Origin of the sequence: Gordonia cholesterolivorans, assembly GCF_039531975.1 — a bacterium.
Taxonomy (GTDB): domain Bacteria; phylum Actinomycetota; class Actinomycetes; order Mycobacteriales; family Mycobacteriaceae; genus Gordonia; species Gordonia sihwensis.
Map to the genome: position 1 here is coordinate 40,495 of NZ_BAAARB010000016.1, position 19,604 is coordinate 60,098.

Annotated in this window: 19 protein-coding genes and 2 tRNA genes; 8 read left to right on the forward strand and 13 right to left on the reverse strand. The window is 69.4% G+C overall.

The genetic code is table 11. The features are described from left to right. Window positions 1-8: 8 nt before the first annotated feature. The gene (pcaD, locus tag ABFX36_RS14135) at window positions 9-779 is read right to left on the reverse strand and encodes a 3-oxoadipate enol-lactonase (protein WP_006897462.1); all 771 of its coding nucleotides are present in this window, start codon (window positions 777-779) and stop codon (window positions 9-11) included. Continuing rightward, a complete protein-coding gene (locus tag ABFX36_RS14140) occupies window positions 776-2,017 on the reverse strand; it encodes an acetyl-CoA C-acetyltransferase (protein WP_346076864.1) in 1,242 nt (413 codons plus the stop codon). The genes pcaD and ABFX36_RS14140 overlap by 4 nt, the downstream gene beginning before the upstream one ends. Before the next feature lie 76 nt (window positions 2,018-2,093). Here ABFX36_RS14140 and ABFX36_RS14145 point away from each other — a divergent pair, with 76 nt between their 5' ends. Beyond that, on the forward strand, window positions 2,094-2,978 hold the full coding sequence (locus ABFX36_RS14145; RefSeq protein ID WP_045537891.1) for a LysR family transcriptional regulator: 885 nt from the start codon (window positions 2,094-2,096) through the stop codon (window positions 2,976-2,978). Between the two features lie 117 nt (window positions 2,979-3,095). Here ABFX36_RS14145 and ABFX36_RS14150 read toward each other — a convergent pair. Together ABFX36_RS14150 and ABFX36_RS14155 are read right to left on the reverse strand one after the other, a co-directional pair. Further along, window positions 3,096-3,168, reverse strand: a tRNA-Arg gene (locus ABFX36_RS14150). Window positions 3,169-3,225: 57 nt separating this feature from the next. Then, window positions 3,226-3,314 (reverse strand) — tRNA-Ser (locus ABFX36_RS14155). 112 nt (window positions 3,315-3,426) lie between these two features. Between ABFX36_RS14155 and hisC the strand changes: the two genes are divergently transcribed. Continuing rightward, on the forward strand, window positions 3,427-4,497 hold the full coding sequence (hisC, locus tag ABFX36_RS14160; protein ID WP_346076866.1) for a histidinol-phosphate transaminase: 1,071 nt from the start codon (window positions 3,427-3,429) through the stop codon (window positions 4,495-4,497). On the opposite strand, the gene ABFX36_RS14165 is transcribed toward hisC, so the two are convergent. Further along, on the reverse strand, window positions 4,489-5,469 hold the full coding sequence (locus tag ABFX36_RS14165; protein WP_006897466.1) for an alpha/beta hydrolase: 981 nt from the start codon (window positions 5,467-5,469) through the stop codon (window positions 4,489-4,491). The genes hisC and ABFX36_RS14165 overlap by 9 nt on opposite strands. 100 nt (window positions 5,470-5,569) lie before the next feature. Between ABFX36_RS14165 and ABFX36_RS14170 the strand changes: the two genes are divergently transcribed. Continuing rightward, window positions 5,570-6,019 (forward strand): acyl-CoA thioesterase, encoded by a 450-nt coding sequence (locus tag ABFX36_RS14170; protein WP_006897467.1) that lies wholly within the window; start codon window positions 5,570-5,572, stop codon window positions 6,017-6,019. 3 nt (window positions 6,020-6,022) lie between these two features. On the opposite strand, the gene ABFX36_RS14175 is transcribed toward ABFX36_RS14170, so the two are convergent. The 6 genes from ABFX36_RS14175 to ABFX36_RS14200 are packed head-to-tail and all read right to left on the reverse strand — an operon-like array spanning window position 6,023 to window position 11,892. Beyond that, window positions 6,023-7,225, reverse strand: coding sequence for a hypothetical protein (locus tag ABFX36_RS14175; RefSeq protein ID WP_006897468.1), 1,203 nt, complete (start codon window positions 7,223-7,225; stop codon window positions 6,023-6,025). 10 nt (window positions 7,226-7,235) lie between these two features. Further along, on the reverse strand, window positions 7,236-8,363 hold the full coding sequence (locus ABFX36_RS14180) for an acyltransferase family protein (RefSeq protein WP_346076869.1): 1,128 nt from the start codon (window positions 8,361-8,363) through the stop codon (window positions 7,236-7,238). Window positions 8,364-8,368: 5 nt separating this feature from the next. Beyond that, a complete protein-coding gene (locus ABFX36_RS14185; protein WP_006897470.1) occupies window positions 8,369-8,980 on the reverse strand; it encodes a response regulator transcription factor in 612 nt (203 codons plus the stop codon). Between the two features lie 23 nt (window positions 8,981-9,003). Next, entirely contained in the window at window positions 9,004-10,116 is a 1,113-nt protein-coding gene (locus ABFX36_RS14190; RefSeq protein WP_346076870.1) for a sensor histidine kinase, read from the reverse strand. A 34-nt stretch (window positions 10,117-10,150) separates the two neighbouring features. Further along, entirely contained in the window at window positions 10,151-10,927 is a 777-nt protein-coding gene (locus ABFX36_RS14195) for an ABC transporter permease (protein WP_006897472.1), read from the reverse strand. A gap of 26 nt (window positions 10,928-10,953) precedes the next feature. Continuing rightward, window positions 10,954-11,892, reverse strand: coding sequence for an ABC transporter ATP-binding protein (locus ABFX36_RS14200; protein ID WP_006897473.1), 939 nt, complete (start codon window positions 11,890-11,892; stop codon window positions 10,954-10,956). Between the two features lie 210 nt (window positions 11,893-12,102). Here ABFX36_RS14200 and ABFX36_RS14205 point away from each other — a divergent pair, with 210 nt between their 5' ends. The 3 genes from ABFX36_RS14205 to ABFX36_RS14215 all read left to right on the forward strand — a co-directional run bounded on the left by ABFX36_RS14205 (window position 12,103) and on the right by ABFX36_RS14215 (window position 15,448). Continuing rightward, entirely contained in the window at window positions 12,103-13,380 is a 1,278-nt protein-coding gene (locus ABFX36_RS14205) for a sigma-54-dependent transcriptional regulator family protein (RefSeq protein ID WP_346076921.1), read from the forward strand. A 110-nt stretch (window positions 13,381-13,490) separates the two neighbouring features. Then, window positions 13,491-15,014 (forward strand): acetaldehyde dehydrogenase ExaC, encoded by a 1,524-nt coding sequence (exaC, locus tag ABFX36_RS14210; RefSeq protein ID WP_006897475.1) that lies wholly within the window; start codon window positions 13,491-13,493, stop codon window positions 15,012-15,014. A gap of 11 nt (window positions 15,015-15,025) precedes the next feature. Continuing rightward, entirely contained in the window at window positions 15,026-15,448 is a 423-nt protein-coding gene (locus ABFX36_RS14215; RefSeq protein ID WP_006897476.1) for a DUF779 domain-containing protein, read from the forward strand. Window positions 15,449-15,525: 77 nt separating this feature from the next. Here the strand turns inward: ABFX36_RS14215 and ABFX36_RS14220 are convergent, their stop codons facing one another. After that, on the reverse strand, window positions 15,526-16,548 hold the full coding sequence (locus ABFX36_RS14220) for a YeiH family protein (protein WP_006897477.1): 1,023 nt from the start codon (window positions 16,546-16,548) through the stop codon (window positions 15,526-15,528). Between the two features lie 94 nt (window positions 16,549-16,642). Further along, window positions 16,643-17,278 (reverse strand): TetR/AcrR family transcriptional regulator, encoded by a 636-nt coding sequence (locus ABFX36_RS14225; protein ID WP_231650119.1) that lies wholly within the window; start codon window positions 17,276-17,278, stop codon window positions 16,643-16,645. Between the two features lie 69 nt (window positions 17,279-17,347). Here ABFX36_RS14225 and ABFX36_RS14230 point away from each other — a divergent pair, with 69 nt between their 5' ends. After that, complete coding sequence (locus ABFX36_RS14230; RefSeq protein WP_062366151.1) at window positions 17,348-18,661, forward strand: oxygenase MpaB family protein; 1,314 nt, start codon at window positions 17,348-17,350, stop codon at window positions 18,659-18,661. Window positions 18,662-18,702: 41 nt separating this feature from the next. Then, window positions 18,703-19,602, forward strand: a complete 900-nt coding sequence (locus ABFX36_RS14235; RefSeq protein ID WP_222110895.1) for a LysR family transcriptional regulator — start codon at window positions 18,703-18,705, stop codon at window positions 19,600-19,602. Window positions 19,603-19,604 lie beyond the last annotated feature (2 nt).

Consider the following 19,604-nt stretch of genomic DNA (forward strand, 5'->3'; position numbering starts at 1 on the left):
GGCAGCGGCTACTGCGCCAGCAGATGGTCCAGCAATGCCGGATTCACGATCTGCGGTTGCTGAGCACAGGCCAGGTGGGCCGACTCGGGAACCACCAGCAGCCGACCGTCCTGGACGCCGTCGACGATCTCGGCCAGGACCGACGGTCCGGTCGCGGTGTCGTCGCGGCCGGCGATCGCCAGGGTCGGCGCGGAGATCGACGGCAGATCGGCGCGCTGATCCATCGCGGCGATCGCCTCGCAGCAGCCCGCGTACCCCTCTGCGGGCGTGCCCGCGACCATCGCCTCGTAGTAGCGCTTCCGCTCGGCGTCGGCGGACAGGTACTCGGGGGTGAACCAGCGGCTCACCACCGCCTCGGCGATCGGCGCGACACCGTCCGCACGCACGGCGGCTGCCCGTTCCGCGTACGACTCGGCGTTGGCCAGCCGGGCCCCGGTGCACAGCAGCGCCAGGCGCCGAACGCGGTGCGGTGCGCGGACCGCGACCCGCATCGCGGTCATGCCGCCGAGCGAGAGCCCCACCAGGTGGGCGCGGTCGACGCCGAAACCGTCGAGGAGCGCCAGCACGTCATCGGCGAGGTCGTCGATGCTGTACGGCCCGTCCGGCACCGGGCTCTGCCCGTGACCGCGGGTGTCGTAGCGGATCACCATGAAGTGCTGTTCCAGATCGGCGATCTGCGCGTCCCACATCCGGTGCGTGGAGCCGAGCGAGTTGGAGAGCACGACGGCGGGTCCGTCGGGCCGGCCGCTGACCACCGCGTGGACGTCGACGGCGCTCATCGGATCGCCTCGAACACGGCCGCGAGTCCCTGGCCACCGCCGATGCACATCGTGACCAGCACGTTTCGGGCGCGTTGTCGCCTCGCCTCATGGGCAGCGGTGACCACCAGCCGCGCGCCGGTCGCTCCGATCGGGTGGCCCAGCGAGATGCCCGAGCCGTTGGGATTGAGCCGCTCGTCGCCGGGCTCGACTCCCCATTCGGCCAGGACGGCCAGCACCTGCGCGGCGAAGGCCTCGTTGAGTTCGATGAGGTCGATGTCGTCGAGTGTCAGTCCGGCGCGCGCGAGTGCCTTGGCGGTGGCACCGACCGGCCCGATCCCCATCTCCTCGGGTGCGCATCCGGTGACGGCCCACGAACGCAGTGCGAGCATCGGATCGAGATCGCGCCGCTCCGCTTCGGCGAGTGTGGTGACCACCATCATCGCGGCGCCGTCGTTCTGGCCCGAGGCGTTTCCGGCGGTGACGGTCGAGTCGGGGTCGACGGCCAGGCGGATCGGCCGCAGTCGGGCCAGCGATTCGGCCGTGGTGCCGGGACGTGGATGCTCGTCCCGGTCGACGACGACGTCGGGGTCGCGGCGGCCGCCCGGGACGGTGACCGGAACGATCTCGTCGGTGAATCGGCCGGCCTCGATGGCGGCGAGGGCACGGCGATGCGATTCGGCGGACAGCCGATCCTGTTGCTCTCGGGTGAGTCCGTAGCGGGCGCGCAGATTCTCGGCGGTCTCGATCATCCCTCCCGGTACCGGATGCGACTGCCCGCCCGCCGTCAACCGAGCACGATCGAGGCGATCGCGCAGTTCCACGCCACCCTGCCCGACCCCGGTGCGCAGGCCGAGCGCGTAGTGCTCGACGGTGGACATCGACTCGGCGCCGCCCGCGACGATCAGATCGGCCCCTCCCCCGGCGATCTGCGCCGCCCCGGACAGGACGGCCTGCAGACCCGAGCCGCAGCGGCGGTCGAGCTGCATTCCGGGCACCCCGGCGCCGAGTCCGGCGTCGAGGGCGGCGATCCGGCCGAGAGCCGGCGACTCGCCGCTCGGATACCCCTGTCCCAGCACGACGTCGTCGACCTCGTTCTCTCCGAGACCGGTCCGGGCGACGAGCTCGCTGAGCAGGTCGGTCGCGAGGCGGTCGACCGTCAGCTTCGCCAGCGCTCCGCCCATGCGGCCGACCGGTGTCCGCAGCGGGGAACAGATCACGATGTCGTCGTGGGTGCGAATGCCGGACGCAGTAACCATGCGTCCAGCCTAGAAAGCCGGACCCATATCGTGAAGTACATGTTCTACGATCGCTGAAACAGGAGAGGTATCAATCATGGAACTGCGGCATCTCCGGTATTTTCGCGTGGTCGCCGAGGAGCTGCACTTCCGTCGCGCCGCCGAACGTCTGCACATCGCGCAGCCGCCGCTGTCTTCGCAGATCAGACAGCTCGAAGAAGAGCTCGGCGTCCAGTTGCTGACGCGATCGACCCGTCGCGTGGAACTGACTCCGGCCGGGGAGGTGTATCTGGACCGGGTCCGCGAGATCCTCGACGCCGTCGATGCGGCCGGCGAGCAGGCGCACCGGGTGGCCGAGGGCATGCAGGGCGCGTTGACGATCGGGTGCGTCGGATCGGCCACCTATTCACTCTTCCCGCGTCTGGTGCGAGCACTGCGCGACGAGCTGCCCGGCGTCGATGTGAGCGTGCGCGGCGAGATGCTGGCCCCCGACCAGGTGACGGCGCTCGAGGCCGGCCGGATCGATCTGGCGCTGCTGCGGCCCCCGGTCACCAGTGCGCGCGTGGTGGTGGAGCCGGTGCGCCACGATCGACTGATCGCGCTGGTTCCCGACAGTCACCGGCTCGCCGGACGCGGCGAGGCGGATCTGGCCGACCTGCGCGACGACGACTTCGTGATGCACGCGGGCCACGGCCGCTCGGCGCTCAACGGACTGGTCACCGGCCTGTGCGCCGACGCCGGGTTCGTTCCGCGGATCCGGCACGAGGTGACCGAGACCTCGACTCTCGTCACGCTCGTGGCCGCCGGGCTCGGAGTGTCGGTGGTTCCCGAGCCGACGTCGGCTCTCGACATCGCCGGAGTCCGGTACCTTCCGCTGCGCCCCGAGGCAGGAATCGATCTGTCCGCGGCATGGATTCCCGAGCCGGCGTCTCCCGTCGTCGAGCGTGCGCTGACGGTCCTGCGGCGGATCGCCGCGGAGTGAGCCGGTACGAGGGCGCTGACGGTCCGCCCAATGGCGCCGGTTCGTCGTTCTAGGAACTTGTGCCGTATTCCACCGACGAGAAGGTCCCCGTCGCGAACGACGGGGACCTTCTCGGAGTGCGCCCGTAGGGATTCGAACCCCAAACCTTCTGATCCGTAGTCAGATGCTCTATCCGTTGAGCTACGGGCGCGTAGTGGATCTTGCGATCCGCACTTCTTCAATTGTACCGGGTGCGTGTCCCGGTCGGCGGAGGCGAGAGGATTTGAACCTCCGGTTCCACTTTCATGGAACAACTCATTAGCAGTGAGTCCCATTCGGCCGCTCTGGCACGCCTCCCTGGTGGAGTCCTTTCGGGCCGCCGGGGCAAAACATTACACAGAGGGAGCGTCGGGACGCAAATCGCCGACCGGATGAGCATCGACCCGCAGGTCAGACGTACATTTGAGGGGTGAGCATGCGAATCCGCCCCGATCTGGACACCCTGCCCGTCTACGTCCCCGGCAAGACCTTTCCGGGCGCGATCAAGCTCGCCAGCAATGAGGTGACCGACCCCCCGCTCCCCGGCGTGGCCGCTGCCATCGCCGAGGCCGCAGCGACGGCCAACCGCTACCCCGACAACGGGATGGTGGAGCTCACCGACGAACTGGCCAAGAGCCTGGGCGTGACCCCCGCGGAGATCCAGATCGGCTGCGGATCGGTGATCCTCTGCCAGAACCTGATCACCGTCACCGCCGTCCCGGGCGACGAGGTGCTGTTCGGCTGGCGCTCGTTCGAGATGTACCCGGTGGCGACGCGCGTCGTCGGCGCCACCCCGGTCCAGATCCCGCTCACCGGCGACGCCGTGCACGACCTCGCAGCCATGGCGGGCGCGATCACCGACCGGACGCGCCTGATCTTCGTGTGCAACCCCAACAACCCGACCGGCACGGTGGTCGAGGCGCAGGCGCTGCGCGACTTCCTGGCCGCAGTGCCGTCAGACATCGTCGTCGCGCTCGACGAGGCCTACTTCGAGTACATGCGGCTGACCGGACCGTTCGCGTACGACGCCCTCGAACTGCGGCGCGAGTTCCCGAACCTGGTGGTCCTGCGCACCTTCTCGAAGGCGTACGGACTCGCCGGCCTGCGGGTCGGATACGCGGTCGGCGATCCGGAGGTGATCACCGCGCTCAACAAGGTGCACGTGCCGTTCACCGTCAGCAGTGTGGCCCAGTCCGCGGCCGTCGCCTCCCTGCACGCACAGGACGAGCTGCTGGCACGGACCGACGCGGTGGTCGCCGAACGTGAACGCGTCACGGCACGACTGCGCGAGCTCGGCTACCGGGTACCCGATTCACAGGCGAACTTCGTGTGGCTGATGCTCGGCGACGACTCCATGCCGTTCGCGACCGAGTGCGCCGAGTCCGGGGTGATCGTCCGACCGTTCGCGGGCGACGGGGTGCGGGTCACCGTCACCCATCCCGCAGAGAACGACGCCTTCCTCACCTTCGCGGAGAAGTACGCCGGCGCGCGGTCAGAGTGAGGGCGCGATGGCGTTCCACGCCTCGGGCAGGTCGCGCTTCCAGTAGTCCCAGCTGTGCGTGCCGATCAGGCGGAATCCCGAGGTGAAGGGGATGTCGTTGGCGCGCAGCAGTGTCGCGAACTCGAGCGAGCAGCGGTTCGCGCCCACCTCCAGCGCCGAACCGGCAGCGATCTGCGCGTTCTCCGGGCCGTCCTTGGGGTCACGCTTGGCGGCCAGGTCGAGCGGTCCCACCGCACCCGAACCGGACGAGATGTACAACGCCTTCCCGCGCAGGGCGTCCAGCTTGTGGGCGGGATCGTGCTGCACCCAGTCCTTGGAGCCGGGCGCACCCCACATGTTGTCGGCGTTGGCGCCGCTCTTCGCGACGGTCGCGCGGACGTAGGCCTCGTTGGCCTGACCCGACACACGCGGGCAGCCGCTCATCGAGGCGACACCGCGGTACAGCTTGGGGTGGCGGGTGGCGAGGGCGAACGCCGACTGGCCGCCCATGGACAGACCCATCACCGCATTACGTCCGGACCCGCTGAACTTCGCGTCGATCACGGGCGGCAGCTCCTGCGTCAGGAAGGTCTCCCACTGAGGCTTGCCGAGCTTCTTGTCCGGCTTCTCCCAGTTGGTGTAGAAGCTGCCCGCTCCACCGGCAGGCAGGACGACGTTGACGTTGCGCCCGGCGAAGAACGACTCGGCGCCGCCCTTGGTGATCCAGTCGCTGACCTTGTCTCCGCCGTCCGCGCCGTCGAGCAGGTACACGGTGGGCCGCGGACCGGAGCCGCCGGGGCTGAGAACCGTGACCGGCACCGAGCCGTTCATCGCCGCCGACTTGACGGTGAGGTCCACCCGGTGAATGCTCCGAACCTTCTCCGCGACCACGTGCGCCCCCTTGGGAGCGGCGTTGACCGGTGCGGTCGACACCGACGCCAGCATGGCCGCAGCCGCGACGACAGACCCGGCGGTGACCAGCTTCAGTGACATACGATCGCACCACATGGTCGCCCAGCGTACCCGGCGAAAGTGTCGACCGTGTGAACGTCGATGCCGAGCAGCGTGCTGGGCCGGCACTAGGATCGGCGACATGACCGAGACCTCGACGCTGCCGGACGGCCGTCGCCACGCCTTCACCGCGCAGGTCCCCGTCAGGTGGTCGGACATGGACGCCTTCGGTCACGTCAACCATGCGCGGATGGTGACCCTCATGGAGGAGGCACGTATCCAGTGGCTCCTGAGCGCCGGGGACGACTACGCACCGCACATCAAGAGCGCGATGATCGTCCACGTCGACATCCGGTACCGAGCACAGCTGCACCACGACGATTCGCCGCTCCGGATCGGGATGTGGATCAAGGGTTTCCGATCGGTCGACTTCACGATCGGCTACGAGATCGCCGGCGCCGCCGCGCCCGCGGGGGCGCGCCCGGCGTGCGTCGCAACCACTCAGATGGCCGTCGTCGACATCGAGAAGCACAGTCTGCGGCGCCTGACCGCCGCCGAGAAGGACCGTCTGCGCGAGTGGACCCGCTCCTGAGACTCAGGGCTCGTACTTCTCCGGAAGCTGCGCGGGTGCCGCCGTGCCGAGCTGAGCGATGTTGCCCTGCAGGACGTCCCGGTAGATGCGCAGCTGTTCTTCGCCGCTGCGCACCTGCTGCGACAGCCTGCGGGAATGGTCCGCGGACAGTTCGCGGTCGCCGGAGCGCGAGAGCAGATGGTCGATGCGCGCGTCGATGGTGGTGGCACGGTCGAACTCGTTGAGCAGCCGCAACTCGACAGCCGCGGACTCGACGGTCGCACAGATGTCGATGAGAGCGTGGACGCGGTCGATCAGTTCGGTCCACACCGGCCGCAACGCCTCTTCGCGCTCTCTGATGTGGGCGACGAAGCCGGGATCGAAACCGCCGTTGTCCCGAGCGCGGTCGAGATCGACGCGCAACGCCCGCAGCGCCACGACGTCGGAGGCGATCTCGGCGAGTTCGGCGTGCAGGTTCACCTGCACCCGCTGCATCTCGAAGTGGTCCGACAGCCAGGCCGGGTTGGTCCGGATGCGGTCGTAGTAGTGGCCGGCGACGAACAGGAGTGCCTCGTAGCCGTCGGCGAAGCTCGAACCGCGCGACGAGTCCTGCGTGGTGGGCATGGTTCCGAAGACTTCGTCGGCCCAGTGCTCCACCTGCCTGCGTCCGGCGCGCCCGGCGACCTTGTCGACGATTCCCGCCACTTTGTCCAGGGCATCGGTGCCGGCCCAGCGGGCACCCGAGGTGGACAGGTTCGCCACCGGTGTGCAGAGCAGCCCGGCGAAGAGTTGCTCGCGCTCATCGACCTCGAGGTAGACGTTCTCGCGGCGTTCTCGGCGAATGGCCCGCATACCCGACGGAAAGACGCCCTTGCCGGTGACGACCGCGCGGTGCGCCTCGTCGCGCCGGCGGGTGAGCCCGGCCATCCGGGACCGGATGATCGGGACCACGACGCCCGGCAGCATCGTCGACGCCAGTTTGCGCTCGGCGTGCACGATTCCGCGCTGCACGCGCCGCAGTTCACTGAATCCCGACTGCGGAACCGGCATCGGCAGTCCCTGCGAGACGCGGCGGACCACCGTCGCCCGCGCGGTGGGCACGAGATAGCCGGCAGCGATGAGAATGCACGCGGTGTCGGACAGTTCCGCAGGCTGCCCGGGCACCCGCGCATCCGTCGTCCACTGACGGAGATCGGCTGCCGTGACAGCACGCTGCGGTGAGGTCATGGCGCCGATTCTACCCGCGGACCCCGACAGATCGCGTGGGAGAATCCCGCCACAGCGGGGCGGTGAGGCGATGCAGCGACCACGCGACGGGCACGCTGATGACACTGGTCACGACGAAGGCCGCGAGGGTGGATCCGGTGAAGACCGAGTACCCGAGAAGATCCATCGTGAACTCCAGCACCATCACGTGGACCAGGAAGAACTCGTAGGAGATCTCGCCGAACCACACCATCGGCCGACTGCCGCACACCCGGGACCACGCGTCGTCGCCGGGGCCGATCGCCAGGGGACCGACCAGACCCAGGGCCACCACCAGGTAGAGCGTGTGTTTGACGACCGTCGCTCCGGCGTCGGCCGGCACGATCGTCGGCTCTCCGGCGACCGCGCCGCCGCTGATCAGGAACGCACCGACCGCGACAGCGACGCTCGGGATCGCGGGCCACCGCGTCACCGTCCGGGCCAGGACGGCGAGCACCATCCCGCCGACGAACCAGCTCGCGAAGGCGGGCGGCCACATTCGCGCGGTGGGTTCGACGCCGTCGGACCCGTGCACCACCACCGTCCACAACGGCGAGACCAGCAGCATCCCGCCCAGGCACACGAGCAGCAGGTCGGGCCGCCACCGATCGCGGCACACCAGATGCGCGATCGGCCACGCCACCAGCGGCAGCGCGATGTAATAGGCCACCTCCGCCGCCATGCTCCACATCTGGGTGAGGCCGGTGTGCAGGTGTCCGAGCCCGTACACCTGGGTGAATGTGAGGTTCCGCAGCAGGTCCGACCACCCGTGACCGAAGTCGGACGTGTCCGCGCGCACCAGGAAGATCGCGTCCACCGCCAGCACCGTGACCCAGTAGGCGGGCACGATCCGCCGCACCCGATGCCACGTGTAGCGCCGCAGCCCCGGATACTCGGCCGGCGCTCCGGACTGCGTCTCCTGCAACGCCCGCACCCAGGGCGCGAACAGCAGGTAGCCGGAGAGGACGAAGAAGAGCGCGACGCCGACCTCGAAACGAGACAGCAACCGACCCACGTAGTCGTCGGTGTAGTGGCCGGTCCAGTACGCGGCGTGCGTGAGGCAGACCGACAGCGCGGCGACGGTCCGGACACCGGTCAGTGCGGGGACGCGGCGTCGCACCGGGGTCAGATCCAGCCCCGATCGCGTGCGATCCGCGCGGCCTCGGCCCGCGTCGACGCGCCGGTCTTGCCGATGGCCGACGACAGGTGATTGCGCACGGTGCCCGCCGAGAGGTGCACCTGCGACGCGATGGTCGCGACGGTCGCACCCGAGAGCGCGGCGGTGAGAACCTCGGTCTCGCGCGGAGTGAGCGGATTGTCACCGCTGGTGAGGCTCTCGGTGGCCAGCGTCGGATCGATGACGCGGAGCCCGGCGTGGACGCGTCGCACGGCGTCGGCCAGTTCGGCGGCGGGGGTGTCCTTGACGACGAATCCGGACGCACCGGCGTCCACCGCGCGGCGCAGGTATCCGGGCCGGCCGAAGGTGGTGACCACCAGCGAGCGGACTCCGGGCAGCTCCCGCGTGATGCGGGAGGCCGCCTCTATGCCGTCGGCCCCGGGCATCTCGATGTCGAGCAGGCACACCTGCGCGCCGCTGGACCGCGCCGCGTCCACCACCTCGTCTCCCCGGCCCACCTGCGCGACCACCGCGAGGTCGGGCTCGAGATCGAGCAACGCCGCGAGCGCACCGCGGACCAGTGCCTGGTCGTCGGCCAGCAGCAGTCGGATGGTCTCCACCGGTCCCCCTCTCGGAGAAGAACCTACCGTCCCTCGTCCACGCTCGCGGTCACCGTGGTGCCGGTGGCATCGGAATCGACCGTCAGGCGTCCGCCGCCGGCCTCGACCCGTTCAGCGAGCCCGCGCAGGCCGTTCCCGAAGGTCAACAGCGGCGAGCCGTGACCGTTGTCGGCGACGGTCAGGCTGTGATCGGTGAGCGTCACGACGCATCGGGTGGCTCCGCTGTGGCGGACGACGTTCGTCACCGACTCGCGCAGCACCCATGCGAACAGCGCCGCGTGCGGACCGTCGTAGGCGTCCGGATCCGGCAGGTCGGCGTCGATCTCCGCCGCCGTCAGCGCGATCTCCGCGGCCGCGACCACACTCGGCAGTTCCGGCGCACGCAGGTTGCCGACCGTCGACCGGACCTCGGCGAGCGCCTGCCGGGCGAGCGCGTTCAGTTCCGCCATCTCCTGCTTCGCCCGCGCCGGATCGAGATCGACGAGCCGGCCCGCGAGCTCGGACTTCACCGAGATCACGGTCAGCGAGTGCCCCAGGATGTCGTGCACGTCGCGGGCCACGCGTTCGCGTTCGGCGACCACCGCGAGCTGCCCGTTCAGCTCCCGCTGGCGTTCGGCGGCGAGTTCCCGGTCGCGCTCGCCGTCGCGCATCACGCGCGAGAACCCCATCGTGATGCCGACGACCAGCAGGACGATCAGGAAGCCGCTGTCGAGCTCCCACCCGAACAATTCCGGGACGACCACCGCCGAGACGAGGACCGCCGCCACCCCGGCCAGCGAATACCCCACCCGCCACGGTGCCGCGAAGGCGACCGCCGCCATCACGAACGGCGCCACGGAGAACGCGTCCGCGCGCAGCAGCGGCATCAGTCCGATCATCAGAACCGCGAGCAGGGCGATCGCGGCGTTGCGCGCCGGCGCGGAGCGGGGATCGCAGTCGAACATCGAGTACACGCACAGCAGCAGATAGACGACGACGAACACCGCGATGATCGCCAGGGCCAGAGCTTTCATCAGCCATCGCGCGTCGGCGGTGATGATCCCGGCGATCGGATACCCCATGAACAGCAGCCACACGGCCGCGAACAGCCAGCGCCCGCTCCGCCACGGTGAGGTGGGGGCGGGCGCTGCGGTCATCGGTTCCTCCAAACTGGTCCCGGCACGGCGCGAACTACTGCCTGCGCGTGCTGCGGTTGTAGAAGTAGCTTGCCGCAACGGCGAATGCGATGGCCCAGAAGGCGATGTTCGCGATGATCACCCACAGGGAGATCGGGGTGCCGTAGACGGTGACCCCGTGGTCGAGCGGGTACCGCGCCAGCGAGACGACGCCGAACATCGGGGTGAACTCGGCGATCCGCAGCATGGTTCCGTTCAGGGGGACGAAGACGTTGCCCGCGAAGGCCAGCAGCGCGAGCACGCCGCCGAGGGCCTGCATGGCGCCGTCGGACTTCAGAATGCTGCCCAGGGCCAGCCCCAGCGCCGCGAAGACGGCCGAGCCGAGCCACGCCAACACCAGGCACACCGCCCAGACTCCGACCGGGGCGGTGGCTCCGGAGATCGCGCCGACCACGGCCAGCAGCACCACCGGCAGTGCGCTCATGGTCAACGCGAGCGCGACCTTGGTCGAGACGTAACCGGCGGGCCGCAGCGGGGTCATCATCAGTGTGCGCGTCCAGCCGGCCTGCTGCTCGATGGAGACCGCGGCGGCGTTCGACGCCGCCGCCAGGACCGCGCCGTACAACGCCATGCCGACCAGAACGTAGAAGGCGACGTTGCCGCTGCCGACGGTCTCGGAACTCTTCTGGGTGGCGCCGAAGACGAGGTACAGGAGGGCGGGCATCGCGACCGTGAAGATCATCGCTCGCCGGTTCCGCAGAACGCGGCGGATGTCGTTACGGAGATAGACGGTCGACACGCTGCTCGCAGCGAGGGTGGAATTGAGACTCATGGCAATGCCTTTCAGGTCTCGGCGCGTCAGGCGCCGGTGGTCAGCGCGACGAACGCGTCTTCGAGGTTGTGGCTGGCGATCTCGAGGTCGCGGGCGCGGGTGCTGGTCAGCAGGTGGCGGGCGAGGACGTCGGAGTTCTCGAGAGACAGATAGATCCGGCCGCCGCGCCGTTCGGTGATCTCCAGGTCCGGGAACACCCGTTGGAGACCGGGCACGGCGTCGTCGTCGAGGACGGCCGAGACGATGCGGCGGCTGGCCCGGGCGCGGATGTCGGCGGTGGAGCCGTCCGCGACCACCCGGCCGCTCGCCATCATCACGATGCGGTCGGCGAAGGAGTCCGCCTCCTCCAGATAGTGGGTGGCGAACAGGACGGTGCGGCCGTGCTGGGCGTCGGCTCGCATGGCGGCCCAGAAGGTCCTGCGCGACTCCACGTCCATCCCGGCGGTCGGCTCGTCGAGGACGATGAGGTCGGGATCGGGCAGCAACGCCAGCGCGAACTTGAGTCGCTGCTGCTCACCGCCCGAGCACCGGGAGACCTTGCGAGCGCCGAGATCGGCGATGTCGGCACGGCGCATCACCTCGGGGATGTCGGCGGTGCGCCCGTGAAGCGCGGCGACCGTGGAGACGGTCTCGGCGACGGTGAAGTCGTCGAGCAGTCCGCCGGTCTGCATGACCGCGGCGATCCGGCCGGCGCGCGCCGCCTCGCGCGGATCGCGGCCGAAGACCCTCACCTCGCCGGAGTCGGGTGTGGTGAGGCCGAGGATCATGTCGATGGTGGTCGTCTTGCCCGCGCCGTTGGGCCCGAGGAAGGCCACCACTTCGCCGGGCTGGATCTGAAGGTCGATGCCGTCGACGGCCTGGACGGTCTCGCCCTTCGAGCCGCGGAACCGCTTCGACAGATCGGAGATGGCGATGGCCGGAACCGTCGACGCGGTTCGCGCTGGGGTGAGATGTCGCTGTGTCATGACATTCACTCTCCCGCCGGGGGACGCCGGTCACCCAGAGCGGATGTCATCGGTTCGCCATGACGTTTGTCATGGGCCCGGCACAACGATTCGCGATCGCGGCAATCGGTGTAGCCCGGGCCGCCGACGGGGCCGGTCGTTGCCCGGGTCACACCGTGCAGGCACAATCGAAGGACGAGGACCTGCGAAAACAGTCGGGAGTTGAACGCGATGAGAGACGGCGCCGGCGTGTCGACTCGCGTCCGCCGTGCCTACGAGCAGTTCCTCGCCGGTGTCTCACCCGCCGACGACTCCGTGCGCTCGCTGGTCCGGGAATCGTGGGAGCGGTCCCGCAGCCGAGGAGTGGATCCCGGTGAGGTGGAACCCGGCCACGACGCCGGTGCCCCCATGTCGGGTGATGCCTTCGACGCGTACCGCTCGTCGCATCGGCTGGCGGCCGTGCGGCCGCTGGTGCAGTCGCTGATGCTCGACGACATCGCCGATTCCGGCGTGGTGGTCGCGCTCACCGACAACCAGGGCCGGCTTCTGTGGGTGGAGGGCGACCACGGAGCCCGTGACGCCGCGGCCCGCATCAACTTCGTCGAGGGCTCGGTGTGGAGCGAGGACACCGTCGGCACCAATGCGCCCGGACTCGCCCTGACGATGAATCGCGGTGTGCAGATCATCGGTCCGGAGCATTTCTCCGGTCCCGTCCAGAACTGGAACTGCGCCGCGGCCCCGGTGCACGATCCGGTGTCGGGCGAACTGCTCGGCGTCGTCGACGTCACCGGCGGACCCGCGGCCGCGGCACCGTTCGCTCTCGCGGCGGTCCGATCGGTGGTCGCCGCGGTGGAGCGGGAACTGCAATCACGCGCCGTCGACCTCGCCGCACCCGAGACCTTCGTCCGACCCGACACGCGCCCCCGGCTGACCGTGCTGACCGACGGCCCCGCCCACTGGCACGATGCCGCGGGCGCCGCCCGAACGCTGTCGCCGCGGCACGCGGAGATCCTGCTCCTGCTGCAGAGCTACCCCGAAGGCCTGGGCACCGAGCAACTCGCGACGATGCTCTCGGACGAGGTGCTCGGCGCGGTCACCGTGCGCGCCGAGATCTCGCGGCTGCGGCGCGACCTCGGCGATGTGATCGCCGCCCGCCCGTACCGGCTCACCGTCGACGCCGGCTCCGACGTCGACGAGTTGCGCGGGCTCATCGCCGCGGGCGATCTGACCGCGGCGGTCCGGGCGTTGGGGCGCGGCGGACTGCTGGCCGAGTCCCTCGCCCCCGGCGTGGTGGAACTGTTCGACGAAGTGCGCGAAGACCTGCGATCGCGCATGTTCGGCACCGGCGACCTCGTCGCCCTGAACGCGTGGGTCGCCTCGCCGCACGGCCGGGACGACATCACCGCGTGGAACGCGCTCGCCCAGCGGCTCCCCGCCGGACATCCGCAGCGGGCGGTCGCACAGGGGCGGGTCCGGCTGCTCGATCGGCGGTTCGGAGTGCGGCGCTGAGGGCGCCGGGCGCACCCCGCGCCGCGATGCAACGCGACTGCAACCACACCACCCCTAGTGTGTGATTCACCTCACCGATTGAAGTGAATCCACGAAGGAGTGCAAGCATCATGACCGTCTTCGCAAAGCCCGGAGCCGACGGCTCGCTGATGAGCTACCAGTCCCGCTACGACAACTGGATCGGCGGCAAGTGGGTTCCGCCGGTGAAGGGTCAGTACTTCGAAAACCCGTCGCCCGTCGACGGCAAGACCTTCTGCGAGGTGGCCCGCTCCACCGCCGAGGACATCGATCTGGCGCTCGACGCCGCGCACGCCGCCGCACCCGCGTGGGGCAAGACGTCGGTCGCCGAGCGCGCCGCCGTCCTGAATAAAATCGCCGATCGCATGGAGGAGAACCTCGAGGCGATCGCCGTCGCCGAGTCGTGGGAGAACGGAAAGGCCGTCCGCGAGACACTCGCCGCCGACATCCCGTTGGCGATCGACCACTTCCGCTACTTCGCCGGCGCCATCCGCGCCCAGGAGGGCGGCATCTCCGAGATCGACAAGGACACCGTCGCCTACCACTTCCACGAGCCGCTGGGCGTCGTCGGTCAGATCATCCCGTGGAACTTCCCGATCCTGATGGCGACCTGGAAGCTGGCCCCGGCCCTGGCCGCGGGCAACGCGATCGTCATGAAGCCGGCGGAGCAGACCCCGGCGTCGATCCTGTACGTGATGAGCCTGATCGGCGATCTGCTGCCGGACGGCGTCGTGAACATCGTGAACGGCTTCGGCGTCGAGGCGGGCAAGCCGCTCGCCTCGAGCAACCGCATCCGCAAGATCGCCTTCACCGGCGAGACCACCACCGGCCGCCTCATCATGCAGTACGCGTCGGAGAACCTGATCCCGGTGACCCTGGAGCTGGGCGGCAAGAGCCCGAACATCTTCTTCGAGGACGTGATGGCCTCCGACGACGGCTTCCTCGACCGCGCACTCGAGGGCTTCTCGATGTTCGCCCTGAACCAGGGCGAGGTGTGCACGTGCCCGAGCCGCGCGCTGGTGCAGAGCAGCATCTACGACGATTTCCTCGAGCGCGCCGTCGCCCGGGTCGCCGCCATCAAGCAGGGCAACCCGCTCGACACCGACACCATGATGGGCGCCCAGGCGAGCAACGATCAGTGGGAGAAGATCAAGTCGTACCTGGAGATCGGCAAGCAGGAGGGCGCCAAGGTGCTCACCGGCGGCGAGCCCGCCGATCTGGGCGGCGACCTCTCCGGTGGCTTCTACATCCAGCCGACCGTCTTCGGCGGCAAGAACGACATGCGGATCTTCCAGGAGGAGATCTTCGGACCGGTCCTGTCGGTGACCTCGTTCACCGATTACGACGACGCGCTCTCCATCGCCAACGACACGCTGTACGGCCTGGGCGCCGGCGTGTGGAGCCGCAACGGCGCCGTCGCCTACCGCGCGGGCCGCGACATCCAGGCCGGCCGGGTGTGGACCAACACCTACCACGACTACCCGGCGCACGCCGCCTTCGGCGGATACAAGCAGTCGGGCGTCGGCCGCGAGAACCATCTGATGATGCTCAGCCACTACCAGCAGACCAAGAACCTGCTGGTCGGCTACGCGCAGAGCGCCAAGGGCTTCTTCTAAGCCGGCGTGCGATGAACGAGCCTGCAACCGTCGCGCGCGTGGTTGCCACCGACTCCGCCGTGGAGCTCCTGACCAAGCTGTCGGAGCTTCACGGCGGGCTCATGATCCATCAGTCGGGCGGATGCTGCGACGGCTCCGCTCCGATGTGCTACCCGGTCGGCGAGTACCGGGTCGGCCAGCGCGACGTGCTCGTCGGCGAGGTCGAACTGCCCGAACCGCTGCCCGCGGTGCGCATCTGGATCAACGGCGACCAGTTCGAACTGTGGAAGCACACGCAGCTGATCCTCGATGTGGTTCCCGGCCGCGGAGCCGGATTCTCCCTCGAAGCCCCCGAGGGCGTCCGGTTCCTGTCCCGATCGCGGGTGTTCACCGATGAGGAGAACGCCGCACTCGCGGATTCGCCGCCCCTGACCGGGGCAGACCTGGGCGTGTAGCGGCGACCCGCAGAATTTTTGGCTCCCGGAACGGTCTGAGAGACCGTTCCGGGAGCCAAAGTTTTCCCGATCGGAGCTCACCCGGCGAGCAGCACCCCGCCGAGTGCCACACCGGCCACCAGGACGGTGGTCAGCGCCGCCTGGACGAAGGGACGCCATCCCACCCTGCGCATGACCTCCATGCGGACGCCGAGTCCGAGAGCCGCCATCGCGATCGTCAGCAGCACCACCTGCGCCTCGTGCCCCACGGAGATGACCGCCGAGGGCAGCACTCCGGTGGACCGCAGGATCGCGCACGCGACGAATCCCACCACGAACAGCGGAACGATGGGAGGCCGCTTGCCCGCTACCCCGGTGGCGCGGCGCTGACGGATGCTCAGCACGGTGACGACCGGCGCGAGCATCATCACGCGGGCCAGCTTCACCACCACCGCGACGGTGAGCGCGCCTCCGCCGATCATCCCGCCGGCGGCCACCACCTGCGCCACCTCGTGGATCGAGCCGCCGGCCCACAGCCCCGCGACCTCGTCCGAGAGCCCCATCGCGTGGGAGAGCAGCGGGATCGCCGGAATCATCAGCGTTCCGAAGATGACGACGGTGCCGACCGCGGTGGCGGTGTCCTCGTCGTCGGCCTCCACCACGCCGTCGACCGCCGCGACCGCCGCCGCACCGCAGATCGACATGCCGCAGGCGATCAACAGCCGGCGGGCGAACGGAATGCCCAGCGCCCGTCCGATGAGCAGACCCCCGACGATGCCGCCGACGACGATCGCGACGACCACCAGAATCATCCCGAATCCGAGTCCGAGCACATCACCGAGAACCAATTGCAGCCCCAGCAGCGCGACACCGATGCGCAGCAGCGTCTTCGACGCCAGCGTCAGTCCGGGCGCCGCGGCGGCAGGCAGCCGGACCACGTTGGCGACCACCGCGCCGATCACGATGGCCAGCAGGAGCGGACTGACCGCAGGCAGGAGCATGGTGATGCCGGTGGCGGCGAGGGCGACCGCGCCGCAGATCAGCAGCCCCGGAACCACGGCGCGGGGATCGGGCCGGTCGCCTCTCCCGGACTTTCCGGCACGATGCAGTGTCTGAGTCATACCTCCACGGTCGGCGAACCGGAGGCGATCGGGAACCCGGAGATCCGATATGCAGACATATCAAATCGATATGGTCATGACCCCGTCCGTCTCGCTAAAGACTGGCCTCCCGGCCGAGCCGGGAGGCGAGCTTCTGCAGCATCAGCAGCCCGGCGCCCATCCGGTCGGCGAACTCCAGCAGCCGGTCGACGGCGGCCGAGTCGGGATTCTCCAGCCGGAAGGCCAGCAGCTCCCGGGCACCCGCGTGCATCACGCGCGCCGTCAGTTCCGGATCGAGCTGGTCGAGCCCGATGTCGGCGACGACCTCCGCCAGGTACTTCCGCACCCGCTCCTGCGACACTTCGAGCCGCCGGCCGAACTCGGCAGGCGCCCCCAGCGGGGGCGACAGAAACAGCCGCCAGCTCGCCGGATTCTCGTCGATCGCCTCGATCAGCCGCGCGAGCACCGCACGCAATTGCTCGAGTCCGGCGAGACCCTCCGCGCTCGCGACAGCGGCCGCGAAGTCGGCCTGGTCTCGGTCGCCCTCGCGATCGACCAGCGCGACGAACAGTCCGGTGACGTCGCCGAACTGCTGATAGATCAGCGTCCGGTGCACTCCGGCCTCGTCGGCGATGCGGGCGGGGGTCGCGGCGTGAAAGCCCTCGCGGTCGACGATCGCGAGAGCGACGTCGAGAATCTGCTCACGCCGGGCCGCACCGCTCATCCGCCGACGCACGTTCTCCGAAGTCACCCTTGACATCGTAGTTCACACATTGTTAGTTAGTAACTAACAATGTGTTAGTTACCCCGGAGGGCCGCCGTGACCACCTATTACCCCGATCTCGCCGACGTGGTCCGCCGACAAGCCGACGCCCTGCCCGAGGTGTACGGCGACGTCGACTTCAGCGGCGTTCCCTACCGGTTCACCACTGACCCGGACGTCGAATCGGCACTACCGGCGTGGGTGGGCGGCCGGTCCCGCTACCTGTCGGACGAGCGAATCGTGGAGCTGATGACCACGTCGACGATGCTCGGCGACGTGGTCGCCGACAGGTATGCGGCGCTCGCGGCCGACCACAGCGTCTCGGAGCTGATCTCGATGCTCCGCACGGCGTGCCGCGAGGGGATCGACGCCGTCGAAGACGCGCCTTCCGAACTGGCGTCGTTCCTGGAAGCGATGGAGACCACCCCCGACTGGATCGATCTGGACCTGGTCGCCGAAGGCGCCCGCCTGTCGCGAGTGCCGTCCGCGCTGCTCTCGCCGTTCATCACCCGCAGGGCGTTCATCGCCACCTTCACGAATCTGTACGCCGCACTTCCGATGGTGATGACCGGCGCACTGACCGGCAAACGCGCGGCACGGCGGGTCAACGAGACGACGAGCTTCTTCGCGGTTACCACGCTGCCCGGCGCACTCGACCGCGACGGCGCGGGGTTAGAGGCCGCCGCGATGGTGCGACTGATGCATTCGATGGTGCGGTACAACGCCTTGCGCCGATCCGGAACCTGGGATGTCGACACCTACGGAATCCCGATCCCCCAACTCGATCAGGCACCGGCCGGTCTGATGGGCGCGTTCATCCTCGCCCAGCGCGCATTGCGACAGGGTCGCTCCGAGTTCACCCGGGCCGAGCGGGCGACGGTGGAGTTCCACCGGTACCGCTGCTTCCTGCTCGGGCTTCCCGAGGAACTGGTCCCCGCCACGCCCCGGGGAGTGGTCGACGTGTTCACCGGCCGCGCTGCGCTGCTGCGCGCCGGATTCGACGGCTCGTGCGCGTCACTGGTCTCGACGATGAACGCCTACCTGCGCTCGGGACACGCCGCCTTCGACCGTGCCGCCGAATCCGTCGAGCGCAGCTACAGCAAGATCGCGTTCATGATCGCGTTCTGCCAGGGGAATCGCCGTGCCGCGGCACGGATGGGCGTCGAGATCGCCGCCGCCGACTTCGCCAGGATCGCGGTCACCGCACCGTTCATCGTCGGTCGCCTCGCGGCCGCCCAGTACGCGACGCGGATCCCGTTCCTCGCCCCGCACGTCGACCGGTACGCGACGCGGATGGTCGAGCGACGGCTCGCCGACTACGGCAAGCCGGAGTTCCGGACCGACCACACCGAGTACGCCGTCGCGCACTGAACGATGCACGACCGCCGGCGCGACCGGGGTACTGTCCAGCCGTGGACTTGCGATCGATCGACCTGGGGGCGCTCGAGTTGCTCGTCGGAGTCGACGACCACGGCAGTCTGAGCGCGGCGGCCCGCGCGTTGCACGTCGCACAGCCCAATGCGTCACGGGCCATCGGGCGGCTGGAACGCCTGCTCGGCGTCCGTCTGCTCGATCGGGTCACCACCGGCTCCCGCCTCACCCCGGATGGGACCGTGCTGGTGCATTGGGCCCGACGCACCGTCGACGATGCGCGCGCACTGCTGGATGTGGCGGCCGGGCTGCTCAGCGATACCGCCGCCGAGGTGACCGTCGACGCCTCGATGACGGTCGCCGAACACCTGATGCCTCTGTGGCTCGGGACATTCCGCACCGACCATCCCGAGACCACCGTGCACCTGCGGGTCCGCAACTCCAGCGCGGTGTTCGAGGCCGTCGCCTCGGGCGGCTGCGACGTCGGCTTCGTCGAGAGCCCGTCGATTCCGTCCGGACTGCACAGCGCGGTGGTCGCGCGCGACCGCCTCGTGCTCGTCGTTCCGCCCGGCCACAAATGGTCGCGCCGTCGGCGCCCCATCGACATCGCCGAACTCGCCGCGACGCCGCTGCTGGTCCGCGAACCCGGATCTGGCACGCGCACGACACTGGAGGTGGCGTTGACCGGATACGACATCGCCCCGCCGATCCTCGAACTCGGCAGCAGCGCCGCGATCCGCACCGCGGTGGCCGGCGGGGTCGGCCCCGCCGTGCTCAGCACCCTCGCCGTCCAGGAGTCCGCGCGCAGCGGCGAGTTGCGCGTGATCGATGTGGACGGGCTCGATCTGACCCGGGAACTGCGCGCCGTGTGGCGACCGCCACGCACTCTCCAGGGCCCCGCGGCCGAACTCGTCCGGATCGCCCGCCGGTCGGCACAATAGAT